Genomic DNA, 17,458 nt, shown 5'->3' with positions numbered 1-17,458 from the left:
TGCGGGCGCCCCGGTGCCCGGCGTCGTCGCGGCAGCGCTGGTCGGCATCCTCACGTGCGCCCTGGCAGCGCGGGTGGGCTTCGCGTCCGTCGCGGTCCTCGCGCCGCGTCGGCGTCGGACGCTCCGGCGGGGGATCGCGCTGCTCGCTCTGCTCGCGGTCGCGATCCCGGCATCCATCGGCGTCGTCGCCGCCACAGGCTGGGGCGGTGCGCCGCTCACAGCGACGCTCGCGCATGTCACCGATGCGCTCGCGCTGGTGCCGGGAGGTGCGTCCTGGGCTGTGCTCGTGCCCGGCAGCGGGGAGGATGCGCTCGCGTGGACGGTCGCGATCGCCACTCTCGCAGGTCTCGGCGCGATCTTCTTCGCTCTCGCGATACGGCTGCAGCGCCACACGCCCGCGGCGTCCGCACAGCGCGACCGCGGGCGTCTCGGCTGGTTCGGGCTCATGCCGGGCACTCCCGGCGGTGCGATCGCCGCGCGCAGCATGCTGTACTGGCTGCACGACCGCCGCTATCTCACCAACGTCGTGATCGTGCCGATCGCGGCGGTCATCGTCGTCGTACCGCTCCTGGTCGCCGGCGTTCCTCTGGGCACCGCGATTCTGCTCCCCGTGCCGCTGATCGCCCTCTTCCTCGGCTGGCTGCCCCACGACGACGTCGCCTACGACTCCACGGCTGTCTGGATGCACGTCGCGGCGGGGGTACCGGGAGTGTCGGATCGAGTCGGAAGGCTGGCCCCGCTCCTGTTCGTCGGCACTCCCGTCCTGGCTGTCGCCGTCCCCCTCGCGGTCGCAGTCAACGGCGACTGGAGTCTTCTCCCAGCCCTGGCGGGCGTGTGCGCGGGCCTATTCTTCTCGGGGCTCGGACTCTCGAGCGTCTCATCGGTCATCGCGCCCTACGCCGTCACGCGACCCGGCGATTCCCCGTTCCGTCAGCCGCAGCGCACGGGATCGTCGGGTCTCATCGCACAGGCCGGCGTTTTCATCGGCGCCCTCGCGGCGTCCGCACCGGCCCTCTGGTTCGCCTGGCTCACCTTCACCGGATCCAACGAGCACGCGATGTGGGCGCTGCTGTCGGGTGTCGCTGCGGGGGCGGTCGTCCTGCTCGTAGGGGTGGGCATCGGATCGCTCATGTTCAGCCGACGCGGCGGGCGACTGCTGGAGTTCGCCGAAACCGCCTGACCCCGGTGGCCCGGGCACGACTAGACTGACGACCCATGAGCACGCCTCTCGACAGCCCCGACCAGGGCGGCATCGCCACCCTCGACCGCGAGCTCGAAGAGCTCATCCGCGAAGAGAGCGTCGAGCCCGGCGACCATGAGCGCTTCTCCCACTATGTGAAGAAGGAGAAGATCCTCGAGTCGGCGATCACGGGCAAGCCCGTGCGCGCCCTGTGCGGAAAAAAGTGGACGCCTGGCCGCGACCCGGAGAAGTTCCCTGTCTGCCCGTCGTGCAAAGAGATCTACGAGTCGCTGCAGACGTGAGCGTGACGCTCAGCGCTCGACGTACACCGTCGGAAGCTCCGGGTCCGATCGACTGAGCGCCAGGGCGCTCACCGGCAGCTCCGCGCGTACCGCCCTGTGGTGCACCCGCGCGCCCGCAGTGCCCGCTGCGCCCTCGTGGGACCCTTCGATCTCGCCGTCCACGACCAGCGGGACCTGAAGCGCCCGCGCGCCCGGGTGCGCGGATGCCTCGTCGAGGGATTCGAATCCGTCCGAAACGGTGATGAGTTCGCTGGTGGCGACTCCGTCCTCGAGCGTGCGGAACGCGGCCTTGCGGCCACCGCGGGAGGCCTTGTCCAGGGATGCCTTGGCCACCGGGACCCACCCGCCGACCGCATCCTGACGCGCGACGAGCTTGTAGACCATGCCGGCGGTCGGGTACCCGGACCCCGTGACCACCGAGGTGCCGACACCGTACGCATCGATCGGGGATGCTGCCAGGGCGGCGATCGCATACTCGTCGAGATCGCTCGTCACGGTGATGCGTGTGCCGGTCGCGCCGAGGGCGTCGAGCTGGGCGCGCACGGAGGCCGCGACGAGCGGCAGATCACCGGAGTCGATGCGGACGCCGCCGAGATCAGGGCCGGCGACGCGAATGGCGGTCTCGACGCCGCGGCCGATGTCGTAGGTATCCACCAGCAGCGTCGTGTCCGAACCGAGCGCCGCGATCTGTGATCGGAACGCCTGCTCCTCGGAGTCGTGCAGCAACGTCCAGGCGTGCGCGGCGGTACCCATCGTGGGAACGCCCCACCGGCGCCCCGCCTCGAGATTGCTCGTCGCGCCGAAGCCCGCGATGTACGCGGCTCGGGCTGCGGCAACGGCCGACTCCTCCGCGGCGCGCCGCGAACCCATCTCGGACAGCGGGCGGGCGCCCGCGGCGATGCTCATCCGCGCCGCGGCCGTCGCCACCGCGGAGTCATGGTTGAGCACGCTGAGGGCCAACGTCTCGAGCACGACCGCATCGGCGAAGGTTCCCTCGACCGTCAGCACCGGCGAGCCGGGGAAGTAGATCTCCCCCTCCCTGTATCCCGAGATGGAGCCGCGAAAGCGGTAGTCCTCGAGGAAGCGCACGGTGGCGGCATCCACCACGCCCTCATCGCGGAGGAATCGCAGCTCCGGCTCCGCGAAGCGGAAGGCCCGCAGCAGCCCGAGCAGCCGCCCCGTGCCCGCGACGACGCCGAAGCGGCGACCGCCCGAGAGCCTTCGGGCGAACAACTCGAACACGCAGCGGCGCTCGGCGGTGCCGTCACGCAGCGCGGCATCGAGCATCGTGAGCTCGTAACGGTCGGTGTACAGGGCGGCGCTGCGGGGCTCGGGTTCGACCATGCGCGTCACTCTACCGATGCGCCGTCGAGGGAGTGCCGGAGCGGGATGGGTAGGCTGGGGGACCATGGATGACGCGCCGATCGGGATCTTCGACTCCGGGGTCGGCGGACTCACCGTGGCACGCGCGATCGGCGATCAGCTGCCCCGCGAATCGCTGGTCTACGTCGGCGACACGCTGCACTCGCCGTATGGGCCGAAGCCCATCGCGGACGTGCGGCGCTACTCGCTCGAGGTGCTGGATTCGCTCGTGGCGCAGGGCGTGAAGATGCTCGTGATCGCCTGCAACACAGCCTCGGCCGCCGTCCTGCGAGACGCGCGCGAACGCTACGACGTGCCGGTCGTGGAGGTCATCGGCCCCGCCGTGCGCACGGCGATGTCGTCGACCCGCAACGGCCGGGTCGGCGTGATCGGCACGGAGGGCACGATCGGGTCGGGTGTCTACCAGGACATGCTGGGCGTCAACGACGCGCTCACGGTGTTCACCCGGGCCTGCCCGCGCTTCGTCGAGTTCGTCGAGGCGGGGGTGACCGGCTCGCCCGCGGTCCTCGCCGTCGCGGAGGAGTATCTCGCACCCCTGCGCGCCGCCGACATCGACACCCTCGTCCTGGGCTGCACGCACTACCCGTTCCTCAAGGGAGCCATCGGCTACGTCATGGGCGACGGTGTCTCGCTCGTCTCGAGCGACACCGAGACAGCCAAGGACGTCTACCGCCAGCTCGTCACCCGCGACCTGCTGACGTCGGCGACCGAGCCCGCATCCCACGTCTACGAGGCCACCGGCGGTTCACCCACGGCCTTCATCGACCTTGCCAACCGACTCATGGGCCGCGAGGTGCGCTCCGTGCAGCTCGTGCAGACCGGCGCCATCGACCTGCAGGACGCCCGCCCCGAACGAACACGAGGATGACATGACCGAAATCACCCGCGCCGACGGGCGCAGCGCCGACCAGTTGCGACCCGTGACGATCGAACGCGGATGGAGCGCGCACGCCGAGGGATCGGCCCTGATCAGCTTCGGCGGTACCAAGGTGCTCTGCACCGCGTCGTTCACGAACGGCGTGCCCCGCTGGCTGACCGGCAAAGGAAAGGGCTGGGTCACCGCCGAGTATTCGATGCTGCCCCGGGCCACCAACAGCCGCAACGACCGCGAGAGCATCAAGGGCAAGATCGGCGGGCGCACCCACGAGATCTCCCGACTGATCGGGCGTGCCCTGCGCGCCGTGGTCGACACGAAGGCGCTCGGCGAGAACACGATCGTCATCGACTGCGACGTCCTGCAGGCTGACGGCGGCACACGCACGGCGGCGATCACCGGCGCGTACGTCGCACTCGCCGACGCGATCGAGTGGGGGCGGGAGAAGAAGTTCATCGCGCAGCGCTCCCAGGTGCTGCGCGATTCCGTCGCGGCGATATCGGTCGGAATCATCGACGGTGAGCCGATGCTCGATCTCGCCTACGTCGAGGATGTGCGCGCCGAAACGGACATGAACGTGGTGGTCACGGGTCGTGGCCTGTTCGTCGAGGTGCAGGGCACCGCCGAGGGCGCGCCGTTCGACAAGCGCGAGCTCGACGCCCTTCTCGAGCTGGGCGTCTCGGGGTGCGACGCGCTGCGGGTCCAGCAGCTCGCGGCGCTCCAGCCCGCGGCGGCGGAGTGAACGCCGTGCGAAGGCGGGTCGTCCTCGCCACCCACAACCCGCACAAGGTCGCGGAGTTCGCAGCGATCGTCGCGGCGACCCGTCCCGACATCGAGGTGGTCGGGTACGAGGGCCCCGAGCCCGTCGAGGACGGCGTGAGCTTCGCCGAGAATGCCCTGATCAAGGCGAGGGCAGCGGTCGCCCACACCGGCCTGCCCGCCGTGGCCGACGACTCCGGCATCTGCGTCGACGTCCTCGGGGGCGCGCCCGGCATCTTCTCCGCCTACTGGGCGGGGCACGCGAAGGATGCCGCGGCCAACCTCGCGCTGCTGCTCGATCAGCTCTCCGACATCGCCGATCCTCATCGCACGGCACAGTTCGTCTCGACGATCGCCTTGGTGATCCCGACGGGCGTATCCGCGTCGGAGGCGGTCGAGCACGTCGTCGAGGGACGCTGGCCCGGGCGCCTCGCCACAGCCCCCGGCGGCGCGGGAGGGTTCGGGTACGACCCGATCTTCATTCCCGATGGACAGCATCCCGGGCCGGCCCGCACGGCGGGCGAGCTCACGCCGGCCGAGAAGAACGCGCAGTCGCACCGTGCACGCGCCTTCGCGGAGCTCGCGCCTCTGCTCGCCGCGCTGTAGTCGCCTAGCCTGATCTCATGCACGATCACGCACCGGCCGGAGGAGGCATCCGCAGCGCCTCGAGCAGGCGACTACTCGCGCTGTCACTCACGATCACGGCGAGCGTGATGGTCGTACAGATCGTCGGCGGCGTACTGAGCGGCTCCCTCGCCCTGTTGGCCGACGCGGCGCACATGTTCACGGACACGGCCGCGCTCGTCATCGCCCTGGCCGCGAACGTGGTCGCGGCGCGCCCGGCGAACGAGCGGAACACCTACGGGTACCAGCGCGCGGAGGTCTTCGGGGCTCTGCTGAACGCTGCCGTGCTGATCGTCCTGTCCGTGTGGATCGCGGTCGAGGGCGTCGGGCGTCTGCTGGTTCCCGCGGAGGTGGACGTGGAGGGCGGTGTGATGCTGGTGGTCGCCGTCGTCGGTCTCGTGGCGAACGCCGTCGCCCTGTGGCTGCTGAGCCGCGCGCAGCGGTCGAGCATCAATGTGCGGGGTGCGTACCTGGAGGTGCTCGGAGATCTGCTCGGCTCAGCGGCCGTCATCGCCGCAGCCATCGTGATCCTCCTGACGGGGTGGCTCCCGGCCGACGCGATCGCGTCGCTGCTCATCGCGGCGATGATCGTGCCCCGTGCGATCGGCCTGCTGCGCGAGGTCTTCTCCGTGCTGGCGGAGTCGGCGCCGAAGGGCACGCAGATCGCCGAGATCCGCGATCACATCCTGGGTGCGCCGGAAGTGGCGGACGTGCACGACATCCACGTCTGGCAGCTCACACGCGGTGCACCCGTCTTCACCGCCCACGTCGTCGTCGAACCCGAGGTGCTCGAGCGCGGCGGAGCGGCAGAGCTGCTGGCGAGTCTGCAGGGGTGCCTGGCCGATCACTTCGACGTCGAGCACTCGACGTTCCAGATCGAGCCTGCGGGTCACTCCGACCGCGATGCCGCCACCCACGCCTGACGTCGGGACTCTGCCGAGATCCTCTTCTCACGCCGAGTCGACCGCGAGTCAGTCCTCTCGCACAACGTCGGCGGGGGTCTTGTCGGGGCGGAGGCCCCGCCAGCGCGCATGACGCAACGAGCCATCCCGGGTCCACTCGGCGAACTCCACCTCAGCAACGAGCTCCGGCCGTACCCATAGCGCATCCGAGGCATCGGCCGACGGGATATCGACGAACGGGTTCGTCTCCGTGCGTAGCGGTGTCAGCGCCTGGGCGAGTCGCGCGAGGGTGGCATCGCTGAACCCCGTTCCGACACGCCCCGCATACTGCAGCCCATCCGGACCCGGCACACCGAGCAGGAGCGACCCGATCGAACCGTTCCGGCCACCACGCCCCGGCCTGATGGCGCCGATGACGACCTCCTGCGTTCGCGTGAGCTTGACCTTGAGCCACGACTCGGTGCGGATGCCGCGGCGATACGTCGACGTGGGGTCCTTCACCATCACCCCCTCCAGGCCGAACTCGCGAGCCGTCGCGAGGGCGGCGTCCAGATCATCGAAAATGGGCGGCGCAGACAGGGGAGGTCGGGCATCCGCCACGACACATTCGAGCAGCGCCCGACGCCGATGCAGGGGGAGGGCCCCGACATCCACTCCGTCGTGCTCGATGAGGTCGAACACGTAATACGTGACCGGGGTGCGCCGGGCCTCGGCGGCGATGTCCTGAGCCTTCACCAGATTCAAGCGGCGCTGCAGAAGCGAGAAGCTGGGTCGACCGGTCTCGTCGAGCGCGACGAGCTCGCCGTCGAGCACCGCAGCCTCGGAGCGAAGCCCGAGCGACTCGCCCGTGAGCTCGGGGTAGCGGGCGGTGATGTCGGTGCCACGACGACCGATGAGTCGGAGCATCTCACCGTCCCAGACGCCGAGGGCGCGGATGCCGTCCCATTTGAACTCGACCCACGGATCCGATCCGGCGCCTGCCGACCAGCGCCGGATCGCCGCGGCGGCGAGCCCGGGTGCAGAGCCCGTCGCGAGATTCGGGCGGAGGCGCTCTGCGGGCGGTGCGTCGTCGTCCGCATCGGCGAGCGCGATGACGGGGGCCCCTTCCGGTTGCGGCGCACCCGAGGCATCCGTCTTCATCCGATGCAACAGCCACGTCGATTTCTCTCCCGTGCCGTCCGTGCGGATGAGCGCGAGGTGCACCGTCCCGAGTGGTCCTGCCGGTCGCCCCTCAAGGGTGAAGATGATCTCGTCGTCGCGCCACTTCTCGAGGTCGTAGCGGCCGTCATCCCAGACCGTCATCGACCCCGCACCGTATTCGCCCGCGGGGATCGTGCCCTCGAACGCGAGGTACTCGATCGGGTGGTCCTCGGTCTGCACGGCGAGGTTGTTGCGGGCGACCGTCGGGGGCACGCCCCGTGGCACGGCCCAACTCGCCAGCACGCCGTCGCGCTCGAGGCGCAGGTCCCAGTGCAGGCGGCTCGCGTGGTGCTCCTGGATGACGAAGCGCGGGCGCTCGCCGGATGCCTCGGAGGCGCCGAGCGCGTTGGAGGGCACCGGCTCCGGGGTTCGTCTCGCGTCGCGCTTGGCGATGTACACGGCGAGCGGCCCGTCATCGGCGGCGCGTCCGCCGGCGTGGAACCCGAGAGCTACGAGCGGGTCCCCCTGCGCTTCGACGCGTTCGAGGACCGTGGCGAAGTCGAGGTGTGCGAGGTCGGGATCGTCGAGTTCGTCCCAGGCGCGGGGCGCCGCGACGGTGGGGTGCGGGCGTCCGCGCAGCGAGTAGGGAGCGATCGTCGTCTTCGCGCCGTTGTTCTGACTCCAGTCGATGAGCACCTTGCCCGGGCGTGCGGCCTTGCTCATCGCGCTGACGACGAGGTCCGGATGATCCGCCTCGACCGCGCGCGCGAGTTCCTTCGCGAACGCCGAGATCTGCTCGCTCGTCTGGGTGTGCTCCAGTGCGGCGTAGAGGTGGATGCCCTTGCTGCCGCTCGTGACCGGGTGCGCGTCCCAGCCCATGCCGCTGAGGATCTCGCGACACCATCGTGCCACCGCGGCGCATTCGGCAAGCCCGACGCCCGCGCCGGGATCGAGGTCGAGGATGATGCGGTCTGGGTTGCCGCGCTCACCGTCCGCCGTGAACCGCCACTGCGGAACGTGCAGCTCGAGGCTCGCGACCTGTGCAAGGTACACGAGGGTGGCCACGTCGCCCACGAGCGGGTAGTCCTTCGGCCCGCCGGAGTGCGGGATCGGGGTGCGTCGGACCCAGTCGGGCGCGCCGGGCTCGAGATCCTTCGCGAAGAACGAGGACTCGGGATGCTCCGCCGTGCCCACACCATCCGGCCATCGCTTGCGGGTCACCGGCCGGCCGGTCACGTGGGGGATCATGAACGGCGCGATGCGCGTGTAATACGCGATGACCTCGCCCTTGGTCGTGCCCGTGGCGGGGTAGAGGACCTTGTCGAGGTTCGACACGCGCAGTCGCCGCCCCGCGACGCGCACGACCTGCTCTCCCGCCATCCGTTCAGGGTAGCCGGATGCCTCGAGTCCGAGGTCCGTCCGCCGTGGGGCGCTGGCATCCTCGGGCGGCGGGGGTGTCTACTGGTCACATGAGAGCGATCTGGAAGGGTGCCGTCGCGTTCGGCCTCGTCAACGTGCCGGTCAAGGTGTATGCGGCGACCGAGGACCACGACGTGTCTCTGCACCAGGTGCACAACGCCGACGGCGGCCGGATCCGTTATCAGCGCATCTGCGAGATCGACGGCGAGGTGGTGCCGTACTCGGACATCGACCGCGCCTACGACGACGGCGAGCGCACCGTCGTGCTCACGAAGGAGGATCTCGCCTCGCTGCCGTCGGAGCGCAGCCGCGAGATCGAGGTCGTCGAGTTCGTGCCCTCGGAGCAGGTCGACGCGATCACTCTCGACAAGTCCTACTACCTCGAGCCCGATTCCATGTCGCCCAAGGCATACGTTCTGCTTCGCAAGACCCTCGAGCAGACGGATCGCACGGCGATCGTGCGATTCTCGCTGCGGCAGAAGACGCGGCTCGCGGCATTGCGGGTGCGCGGGGACGTACTCGTTCTGCAGACGCTCCTCTGGGCGGATGAGGTCCGCGACGTGTCGTTTCCCGCTCTCGATGAACCGGTGAAGATCTCGGCGAAGGAGCTGGAGCTCTCATCCAGTCTCGTGGAGAGCTTCTCGAGCGACTTCGACCCCGGCGAGTTCGTCGACGAGTATCAGGCGGAGCTGCGCACGCTGATCGAGGCCAAACTCGAGAAGGGCGAAGCGCTCGATACCTCCGAGACGTTCGGTGAGCAGGCCGATGAGGGTGGCGGGGAGGTCATCGATCTGATGGAGGCGCTGAGGGCGAGCGTGGAGCGCTCGCGCGCGGCGCGATCCGGCGCGAAGGACCCCGGTGAAGAGACGTCCGGAGCGAAGCCGAAGAAGAAGTCGGCCGAGAAGGCGTCTTAGCGCGCGGTCCCCGTGGTGCCCGCCGCGCCCGGCGTCTCGCCATCGGGTGTCTGGTCGAAGACCTCGGGATCGAGCACGAGCTCGCGCGCCTCGCCCGCGTCGGTCGTGACGTCCTCGCCGGCCGCTGCCGCGCTGCGCGCCTTGCTGCGCTCACGCAGGTAGTGCCACAGGGTGACCAGCGCGGTGCCGCCGACCGCGATGAGGAGGATCACGTCGATGTGCTCGGTGACGATGTCGCGCACCCACGGGATGAACCCGATCAGGTAGCCGAACATCGTCAGTCCGAAGCCCCAGAGCACGGCGCCGATCAGGTTGTACAGCGTGTACTTGCCCTTGTGCATGTGACCGACGCCGGCCGCGACAGGGGCGAAGGTGCGCACGATCGGGACGAATCGGGCGAGGATGATCGTCAGCCCGCCGAAGCGCTCGAAGAACGCATTGGTGCGTTCGACGTTCTTGACGCTGAACAGGCCCGACTCCTTGCGCTCGAATACGGCTGGCCCCGCTTTGTGGCCGATGAGGTATCCGACCTCACCGCCGACGAACGCGGAGAGCCCGATCAGGAGCGCGACCCACCACACGCTGATGCCGAAGACGCCGTTCGGCGCGATCTCCGTGGAGTGGGAGAGCAGGCCCGCGATGATCAGGAGCGTGTCGCCAGGCAACAGGAAGCCGACGAGCAGGCCGGTCTCCGCGAAGACGATGAAGCACACGACCACCAACGCCCATGGTCCCGCCCATTCGATGATCGCTGCGGGATCAAGCCAGGGGATGAGAGCTGCCGGCTGCACGTGGTGTTCCCGTCGTTCGTGGGCGGGGGAGGGATGCACGGAGTGCGCCGTCGGCGGACTCCGTGCGGAAGGTGGGACTTGAACCCACACGCCCGGAGGCACAGGAACCTAAATCCTGCGTGTCTGCCAATTCCACCACTCCCGCGAGTGCGCTCATTCTATCCGCAGGCCGCTCCGGCGAACCGGGTACCGACCTGTGGATAATTCCGCGGGCCGTCCGCTCCCGATTGGCAGGATGAGCCCGTGATCAGCGCCTCGCCCCCGCACACCGGTCCCGAGTCGTCCGTCGCGTCGCGCGTCCGCGACCGCCTGCGAAGGGAGGGGATCGATCCTTCGCACGATCCGCTCACCGCCGAGCTGCTCGCGCGCACCGAAGTGCGGCGCCACAACGACCTCGCCCCCGGCCGCGGCGTGCCGCTGATCGCGGATGAAGACGCCTGCGTCCGCGGCGTGATCGCACAGGTCGCGGGTCTCGGGCCCCTCCAGCACTATCTCGACGACCCCGGCATCGAGGAGATCTGGGTCAACGCTCCCGACCGCGTCTTCGTCGCCCGGCGCGGCGTGGCCGAGCGGGTGGCCGTGTCGCTCACCGACGCGCAGGTGCGCGACCTCGTCGAGCGGATGCTCCAGTCGACGGGGCGGCGGGTGGACCTGAGTCAGCCCTTCGTCGATGCCTCGCTGCCGGACGGCTCGCGCGTCCACGTCGCCATTCCTGACATCACCCGCCGCGACTGGGCCGTGAACATCCGCAAGTTCACGCCGGCCTATCGCGATCTGGCAGCCCTCGTCGAGCTCGGATCGCTGCGAGAGGCGGATGCCGCCCGCCTTCGCGCCGCCGTGGCGGCGGGTTCCAGCATCCTGGTCTCGGGTCCCACCCATGCGGGCAAGACCACGCTGCTCGCCGCGCTCGTCGCGGCCAGCCCGCCCCATCACCGCATCATCACGGTCGAGGAGACCTTCGAGCTGGGTGTCGAGGTTCCCGACATCGTCGCCCTCCAGGGCCGGCAGCCGAGCCTCGAGGGCACGGGAGAGGTGTCGCTGCGGCGGCTGATCAAGGAGGCGCTGCGCATGCGCCCCGATCGGCTGGTGGTGGGCGAGGTGAGGGATGCCGAGGCTTTGGATCTGGTCCTTGCGCTGAACACCGGGGTGCCGGGCACCGCGTCGATACACGCGAACTCAGCTGCGGACGCGCTGGCGAAGCTCGCGGCGCTGCCTCTGCTGGCGGGACGCAACATCGACGCAGGGTTCGTGCTTCCCGCGATCGCATCCTCGATCGACCTCGTCGTGCACTGTGCGAGAGACGATCGCGGGCGTCGCTTCGTCGCGGAGATCGCGCAACCAACCGGGCAGGTCTCCGACGGCGTCATCGAGGTGCGGATGGTCCACGCCGGAGCGGCGAGATGATCCTCCTACTCGGCGCGTGTCTGGCAGCGGGGATTCTGCTCGTGCTCTCGCCGTGGTGGTGGCCGAAGCGCGAGCGCACAGCCGAACGCCGGGCGCCGGCATCCCGCCGCAACGGCCTGGTGCGACTGCTCGAGGAGTCCGGGTTCTCCGGCGCGCGGCCACGGTCCGTCATCGCCGCGTCGTCGCTCGGCGCACTGTTTGCGGGCTCGATCGTGTGGATCATTTTCGGGGTGCCGGTCATCGCCCTCGCGGCGGCCATGACAGCAGCGTCGGCTCCGGTGCTGTGGCTGCGCGCGCGGCGTGGTCGATTGGCGCGTTCACGACGAGCCCTGTGGCCCGATGTCTGCGACCACCTGATCGCATCGGTGCGAGCGGGTGCGGGGCTTGCCGACGCCGTCGCGAGCCTGCGGACGAACGCACCCGAGCCGCTGCGGCCGGCCTTCGAGGGCTTCGCACGCGACATCCACGCCTCCGGTCACTTCGATTCCAGCGCGGAACGACTCAAGGTCGTCCTCGCCGACCCCGTCGCAGACCGCATCGTCGAGACGTTGCGGATGGCGCGTCAGGTGGGCGGCACCGAGTTGACGGCGGTGCTGCGTGCCCTCGGAGCGTCGGTTCGCGCGGAAGCCCACCTGCGTGCGGAGGTCGACGCACGCCAGTCCTGGATCCGCGGGGCCGCGGGCCTGGGGGTCATCGCACCGTGGGTGATCCTCGCGATGCTCTCCCTGCGTCCGGAGGGTGCGCAGGCGTACTCGAGTCCGGAAGGCATCGTCGTCGTCCTGACCGGCGGCGCGATCTCGGTGCTCGCCTATCGTCTGATGATCCGTGTCGGCCGCCTGCCCGAGCCTCGGCGGTGGTTCGCGTGAGCGGGCCGTTCACGGCAGCCGCGTTCGCGATCGTTCTCGGCGGCGGTCTCGGACTCGGGCTCTGGTGCCTGCTGTCGCTGTCGCCTCGATGGAGCGCGCCGGGCCTCGCCGACCGCGTCGCACCGTATGTGCGCGACGTGGCCGACCCGCGCGGGATCACACCGTTCGGGCGGCCTCCGGGCGGCGGGATGCTGTCGTGGCGCACCGCGGCCGAGGCGCTCGCCGCGAGGATGGGGCGGGCGGTCGGGGGGTCGGAGGTCATCGCGCGCCGCCTCGCGCAGGCCGGCGATGCGCGTGGCGTGGAGTCCTTCCGCGGCCGTCAGCTGTGGTGGACGGTGGCGGGGCTCGCTCTGGGTGCGATCGCGGTGATCGCGTTGGCGCTGGCGGGCAGGATGAGCCCCGCGCTCGTTGTCGTGCCCCCGGTCGCCGCGCTCGCGGGCGCGGCGCTGTGCGATCTGCGTCTGCAGGCTCGGGCGAGAGCGCGAGCATCGCGACTGCAGGATCAGCTTCCGGCGGTTCTGGAGTTCTTGAGTCTGTGCCTCGCCGCCGGCGAGGGCCTTCGCGATGCGCTGCGTCGTGTGGCGGGTGTGTCGTCGGGTGAGCTCACGGACGAACTGCGCACGGTCGTGCTGGATGTGGGCACGGGGTCCTCGCTCGCGGAGGCCCTGCGCGAGCTCGACGAGCGTGCGCAGCTTCCTGCGCTCTCGCGCGCCATAGATCAGCTCGTCGGTGCGATGGAGCGCGGCGCACCGCTGGCGCGCGTTCTGCAGTCCCAGGCGCACGACGCCCGCGAGGACAGCAGGCGCAGCCTCATCGAGCGCGCCGGTCGCGCCGAGATCGCGATGCTCGTCCCGCTGGTCTTCCTGATTCTTCCGCTGTCGGTGCTGTTCGCCGTCTACCCCGGTGTCGTCCTGTTGAGGCTGGGGCTCGGATGAGCGCACATGCGGTATCGCCGCCTTCGCAACCACACCAGATCGAAAGGACACCCTATGACCCTTCTGCTGACGAGGTCCGCGCGACTGCGCACCCGATTCGCCGAGCTGTCGGCCGACGATCGGGGGGATGTGCCGGGGTGGGTGTTGATCACGCTCATGACCGCCGGTCTCGTCGTCGTCATCTGGGCCCTGGCGGGTCCGGCGCTCGCGCAGCTGTTCGAGCAGGCGATCTCGAGCGTCGGCGCGATCTGACCGCGACCGATCCGGCCCGCGACCGGGGGTCGGGCACCGTGGAGTTCCTCTTCGTCGCGCTTGTGCTCACGGCGCTCACCCTCGGGGTGCTTCAGCTCGGCGTCGCCGTCTACGTGCGCAACGTCGTCCACGACGCCGCAGTCGAGGGGGCCTACGTGGCAGCCCTCGCCGATGCGGCACCCTCCGAGGGGATCGCACGCACGCGCCAGATCATCGAGCGCTCGGTCGGCGAGGCGTTCGCGGAGCACGTCTCGGTCGTCGAGAGCTCCGCACTCGGCCACCCGACGGTCGAGGTGAGGGTCGTGGGGGCGCTGCCGGTGCTCGGGATGCTGGGGGTCTCCGGCGCCCTGGAGGTGGTGGCGCATGCCCCGCGCGAATCGCTCGGCTGACGCCGGATCGGCCACGGACACGGGCTCCGCCGCCCTCGAGTTCGTGCTCGCGGGGGTGCTGCTGCTCGTGCCGCTGGTATATCTCGTGCTCGCGCTCGGTCAGATCCAGGCCCATGCGCTCGGCGCCGAATCCGGTGCTCGTCATATCGCCCGCGCCATCGCGTCGGCGAGCGGCCCGGCCGCGGCCGACGCACGCGCGCAGGCGGTTCTGGCCACGACCATCGCCGAGTACGACCTGGCGCCGGACAGCGTGCGCGTGACGCTCTCCTGCGTGCCCGCGACCGCGACCTGCCCGGAAGCCGGCGGCACAGTCGTCGTGACCGTCAGCGCCCGCGCGCGACTGCCGCTCGTCCCCGGTGTGCTGGGGCTCGACCGCGTCGCCAGCGTTCCCGTGGAGGCGAGCGCCGCGCAGCGGGTCTCACGATTCTGGGGTGCGGGATGATGCGGAACAGGCACGATGACAGCGGCAGCATCCTCATCCTCACCCTGGGGTACGCGCTGCTCACCCTGGCCCTCATCGTCGTCTGCGCCAACGCGACGAGTCTGCATCTCGCGCAGAAGCGGCTGGATGCGCTGGCGGATGCCGCTGCCCTCGCGGGCGCGAACGGATTCACGCTCACCCTGGAGGGAGAGGATCCTCGTGCCCGGCTGACCGACGAAGGCGTACGCGTTCAGGCGCAGGAGATCGTCCGCGTCGCGGGAGAGGGTGCGACCCTGGTCTCCGCCGTCACTCCGGATGGCCTCTCCGCGCGAGCCACGGTGGCGACGCGGTGGAAGCCCATCCTGGTCTCGGCCTTCGTTCCCGACGGCGTCGCGCTGTCGGCGACCGCGACGAGCCGCACGGCGCTGCGCTGACCCCGCGGGCGGACCTCAGCGCGCGCGGGGCACGAACCGCGGCACCCAGCGCACGAAGCCCGCCGCGCCGAGCAGGCCGATCGCCCCGACGATGCCCACGGCGCCCGGCAGCGACCAGGCAGCCGTCACCGCGGAGACGAGCAAGGGGGTGGTCGCGCCGCCGGCATCGGTGAGCGTGCGCCACGAGCCCAGGAACGGCGCCGGATCGGCGCGAGGTGCGAGGTCTGCGCCGAGAGTGAGCAGGATGCCGCTGGAGAGCCCGTTGCCGACGGCCAGCACCATCGCGAACGCGGCGAACCACACCGCGGCGCTCTCGCCGTCATGGGTGAATGCGAGCGCGAGGAACCCCGAGCCCATCAGCACCATGGCCGGGAGCGCTGCCCAGAGCCGGCCGAAGCGGTCCATGACCTGCCCGCTCGCGTAGAAGAGGGCAAAATCGATCGCGCCCGAGATGCCGATGATGAGGGCGAGCGTCTGCGCGTCGACTCCGATGGAGAGTCCCCAGAGCGGCAGCACGAGCTGCCGGGCGGACCGCACCGCCGACAGTGACGCCGCCGCCAGGCCCACGCGCGCCAGCACGCCGCGGAAGAGCCACATCGTGCGGAACACCCCGACGGGGGCCGCCGTGGGGATGCCCCCCGTGACGGGCTCGCCGGTGTCTTCGGCGATCTCGGCCGGATCGGCCGAGACGGTGTGTTCACGCGGCGCGACCGCCGTCTCGGGATCGGGGCCGAGCATCACGAGCAGGATGCAGGCGATCAGGCACGCCCCGAAGAACCACAGAGCGCTGTGCTCGTCGCCGAACAGCCAGAGCAGCAGAGCCGCCGCGAACGGGCCGATGAACATGCCGAGCCGGAACGTCCCGCCCAACAGCGACAGTGCCCGTGCGCGGTACGCGAGCGGGACACGGGTCGCCATGAACGAGTGACGCGCCAGGCCGAACGCCGCGGCGCAGACCCCGATGAGCAGGACGGATGCTGCCAGCACGCCGATGTGCGGAGCCCACAGCATCCCGGCGACCCCGACAAGCGCGATCATTCCCGCGATGCCCATCGTGAGCCGCTCGCCGATGCGGGAGACGGCCCAGCCGGCGGGGATGTTTCCCATCAACTGGCCGACGACGAGGGCGGACGCGACGAGCCCGGCGACGGCCAGGCTGGCACCGAGCTCGGCGGCCAGCAACGGCAGCAGCGGCAGCATCGCGCCCTCGCCGAGGGCGAACAGCACGGTCGGCCCATAGATCATCGGCGCGAGCCGGCCGATGATCGTGCCCACCCCCGGCCCGGAGTCGGGGGCGGGGGAGGAATGGGACACGAGTATCCACGTTAGTCTGGACTGTCATGCTCGACTTCGATCCTTCCGCCGAGATCCAGGCGCTGCGCGCCACCTTCGCCGACATCAAGGCGGTGGTCGACGTCGACGCGCTGCGCGCGGAGATCGCCCGCCTGAGTGAGGCCGCCGGCGCCCCCGACCTGTGGGACGACCCCGAGGCCGCGCAGAAGGTGACGAGCGCGCTGAGCCACCGTCAGTCCGAGCTTGCGCGTGTCGAAGCCGTCGAGCGTCGCCTGGACGACCTCGAAGTGCTCGTCGAGCTCGCGATCGAGATGGACGACGAGGAATCCGCCGAGGAAGCCCGCCGCGAGCTTGCGACGCTCGAGAAGACGGTCGGCGATCTCGAGGTCCAGACGCTGCTGGACGGGGAGTACGACGCCAGGTCGGCGGTCGTGACGATCCGCTCCGGCGCCGGCGGCGACGACGCCACCGACTTCGCCGAGATGCTCATGCGCATGTATCTGCGGTGGGCCGAGCGACACAAGTACCCCGTCAAGGTCATGGACACCTCTTTCGCCGAAGGTGCGGGCATCAAATCGGCGACCTTCGAGGTGGACGCCCCCTACGCGTACGGCACGCTCTCGGTCGAAGCCGGCACCCATCGCCTCGCGCGCATCAGCCCCTTCGGCTCGGCCGACAAGCGGCAGACGTCGTTCGCCGCGGTCGAGGTGATCCCCGTCATGGAGGAGGCCGTCGAGGTCGAGGTGCCCGAGGGCGACATCCGCGTCGACGTCTTCCGCTCGTCGGGCCCGGGCGGTCAGTCGGTCAACACGACCGACTCCGCCGTGCGCATCACGCACATCCCGACAGGCATCGTCGTGTCGATGCAGAACGAGAAGTCGCAGATTCAGAACCGCGCGGCGGCAATGCGCGTGCTGCAGACCCGCCTCATGCTGCTGCAGCGCGAAGAGGAGGCGGCGAAGAAGAAGGAGCTCGCCGGTGTGATCACCGCGAGCTGGGGCGACCAGATGCGGTCCTACTTCCTCTATGGGCAGCAGCTGGTGAAGGACCTGCGCACGGGCTACGAGGTCGGCAACCCCGCGGTCGTCTTCGACGGCGACCTCGACGGGTTCATCGCCGCGGGGATCCGCTGGCGCAAGCGTCCCGACGAGGACTGACGCGCAGCATCCGCCCGGG

19 protein-coding genes and 1 tRNA gene are annotated in these 17,458 nt (G+C 70.3%); 15 read left to right on the top strand and 5 right to left on the bottom strand.

The window, feature by feature from the left end:
* Both DI573_RS04625 and DI573_RS04620 read left to right on the top strand, forming a co-directional pair.
* Positions 1-1,180: hypothetical protein (locus DI573_RS04625; protein WP_292811139.1), on the top strand; the 1,180-nt coding region annotated here is incomplete at its 5' end.
* Between the two features lie 35 nt (positions 1,181-1,215).
* Positions 1,216-1,482, top strand: a complete 267-nt coding sequence (locus DI573_RS04620; protein ID WP_292811136.1) for a DUF3039 domain-containing protein — start codon at positions 1,216-1,218, stop codon at positions 1,480-1,482.
* 9 nt (positions 1,483-1,491) lie between these two features.
* On the opposite strand, the gene DI573_RS04615 is transcribed toward DI573_RS04620, so the two are convergent.
* The gene (locus tag DI573_RS04615; RefSeq protein WP_292811134.1) at positions 1,492-2,826 is read right to left on the bottom strand and encodes a nicotinate phosphoribosyltransferase; all 1,335 of its coding nucleotides are present in this window, start codon (positions 2,824-2,826) and stop codon (positions 1,492-1,494) included.
* Positions 2,827-2,890: 64 nt separating this feature from the next.
* Between DI573_RS04615 and murI the strand changes: the two genes are divergently transcribed.
* The 4 genes from murI to DI573_RS04595 are packed head-to-tail and all read left to right on the top strand — an operon-like array spanning position 2,891 to position 6,045.
* Positions 2,891-3,733: a glutamate racemase gene (gene murI / locus DI573_RS04610; RefSeq protein WP_292811132.1), complete on the top strand. Its 843-nt coding sequence runs from the start codon at positions 2,891-2,893 to the stop codon at positions 3,731-3,733.
* Between the two features lies 1 nt (position 3,734).
* A complete protein-coding gene (rph, locus tag DI573_RS04605) occupies positions 3,735-4,481 on the top strand; it encodes a ribonuclease PH (RefSeq protein WP_292811130.1) in 747 nt (248 codons plus the stop codon).
* A 5-nt stretch (positions 4,482-4,486) separates the two neighbouring features.
* Entirely contained in the window at positions 4,487-5,104 is a 618-nt protein-coding gene (gene rdgB / locus DI573_RS04600; RefSeq protein ID WP_292811145.1) for an RdgB/HAM1 family non-canonical purine NTP pyrophosphatase, read from the top strand.
* 17 nt (positions 5,105-5,121) lie between these two features.
* A complete protein-coding gene (locus tag DI573_RS04595; RefSeq protein WP_292811127.1) occupies positions 5,122-6,045 on the top strand; it encodes a cation diffusion facilitator family transporter in 924 nt (307 codons plus the stop codon).
* Positions 6,046-6,093: 48 nt separating this feature from the next.
* On the opposite strand, the gene DI573_RS04590 is transcribed toward DI573_RS04595, so the two are convergent.
* Entirely contained in the window at positions 6,094-8,544 is a 2,451-nt protein-coding gene (locus tag DI573_RS04590; RefSeq protein WP_292811126.1) for an ATP-dependent DNA ligase, read from the bottom strand.
* An 89-nt stretch (positions 8,545-8,633) separates the two neighbouring features.
* On the opposite strand from DI573_RS04590, the gene DI573_RS04585 reads away from it, so the two are divergent.
* The gene (locus DI573_RS04585) at positions 8,634-9,497 is read left to right on the top strand and encodes a Ku protein (protein ID WP_292811124.1); all 864 of its coding nucleotides are present in this window, start codon (positions 8,634-8,636) and stop codon (positions 9,495-9,497) included.
* Here DI573_RS04585 and DI573_RS04580 read toward each other — a convergent pair.
* A complete protein-coding gene (locus DI573_RS04580; RefSeq protein ID WP_292811143.1) occupies positions 9,494-10,288 on the bottom strand; it encodes a VTT domain-containing protein in 795 nt (264 codons plus the stop codon). The genes DI573_RS04585 and DI573_RS04580 overlap by 4 nt on opposite strands.
* 63 nt (positions 10,289-10,351) lie before the next feature.
* A tRNA-Leu gene (locus tag DI573_RS04575) sits at positions 10,352-10,433 on the bottom strand.
* A 98-nt stretch (positions 10,434-10,531) separates the two neighbouring features.
* Between DI573_RS04575 and DI573_RS04570 the strand changes: the two genes are divergently transcribed.
* The 7 genes from DI573_RS04570 to DI573_RS04540 are packed head-to-tail and all read left to right on the top strand — an operon-like array spanning position 10,532 to position 14,989.
* Positions 10,532-11,692, top strand: a complete 1,161-nt coding sequence (locus DI573_RS04570; protein ID WP_292811123.1) for an ATPase, T2SS/T4P/T4SS family — start codon at positions 10,532-10,534, stop codon at positions 11,690-11,692.
* Positions 11,689-12,558, top strand: a complete 870-nt coding sequence (locus DI573_RS04565; RefSeq protein ID WP_292811121.1) for a type II secretion system F family protein — start codon at positions 11,689-11,691, stop codon at positions 12,556-12,558. Before DI573_RS04570 ends, DI573_RS04565 begins: the two co-directional genes overlap by 4 nt.
* The gene (locus DI573_RS04560; RefSeq protein ID WP_292811119.1) at positions 12,555-13,493 is read left to right on the top strand and encodes a type II secretion system F family protein; all 939 of its coding nucleotides are present in this window, start codon (positions 12,555-12,557) and stop codon (positions 13,491-13,493) included. The genes DI573_RS04565 and DI573_RS04560 overlap by 4 nt, the downstream gene beginning before the upstream one ends.
* Before the next feature lie 54 nt (positions 13,494-13,547).
* A complete protein-coding gene (locus tag DI573_RS04555; protein ID WP_292811117.1) occupies positions 13,548-13,745 on the top strand; it encodes a hypothetical protein in 198 nt (65 codons plus the stop codon).
* A gap of 38 nt (positions 13,746-13,783) precedes the next feature.
* A complete protein-coding gene (locus DI573_RS04550) occupies positions 13,784-14,134 on the top strand; it encodes a TadE/TadG family type IV pilus assembly protein (protein WP_292811115.1) in 351 nt (116 codons plus the stop codon).
* A complete protein-coding gene (locus tag DI573_RS04545) occupies positions 14,109-14,576 on the top strand; it encodes a TadE family protein (protein ID WP_292811113.1) in 468 nt (155 codons plus the stop codon). Before DI573_RS04550 ends, DI573_RS04545 begins: the two co-directional genes overlap by 26 nt.
* The gene (locus tag DI573_RS04540) at positions 14,573-14,989 is read left to right on the top strand and encodes a pilus assembly protein TadG-related protein (protein ID WP_292811112.1); all 417 of its coding nucleotides are present in this window, start codon (positions 14,573-14,575) and stop codon (positions 14,987-14,989) included. The genes DI573_RS04545 and DI573_RS04540 overlap by 4 nt, the downstream gene beginning before the upstream one ends.
* Before the next feature lie 15 nt (positions 14,990-15,004).
* On the opposite strand, the gene DI573_RS04535 is transcribed toward DI573_RS04540, so the two are convergent.
* A complete protein-coding gene (locus DI573_RS04535) occupies positions 15,005-16,234 on the bottom strand; it encodes an MFS transporter (RefSeq protein WP_292811141.1) in 1,230 nt (409 codons plus the stop codon).
* A 95-nt stretch (positions 16,235-16,329) separates the two neighbouring features.
* Here DI573_RS04535 and prfB point away from each other — a divergent pair, with 95 nt between their 5' ends.
* On the top strand, positions 16,330-17,439 hold the full coding sequence (gene prfB / locus DI573_RS04530; RefSeq protein WP_292811110.1) for a peptide chain release factor 2: 1,110 nt from the start codon (positions 16,330-16,332) through the stop codon (positions 17,437-17,439).
* Positions 17,440-17,458: the final 19 nt, after the last annotated feature.

The sequence above is a fragment of the Microbacterium sp. genome, assembly GCF_003248605.1.
GTDB lineage: Bacteria > Actinomycetota > Actinomycetes > Actinomycetales > Microbacteriaceae > Microbacterium.
Note: the sequence above shows the minus strand (reverse complement) of the source record. Positions and strands in the feature narration are given on the sequence as shown.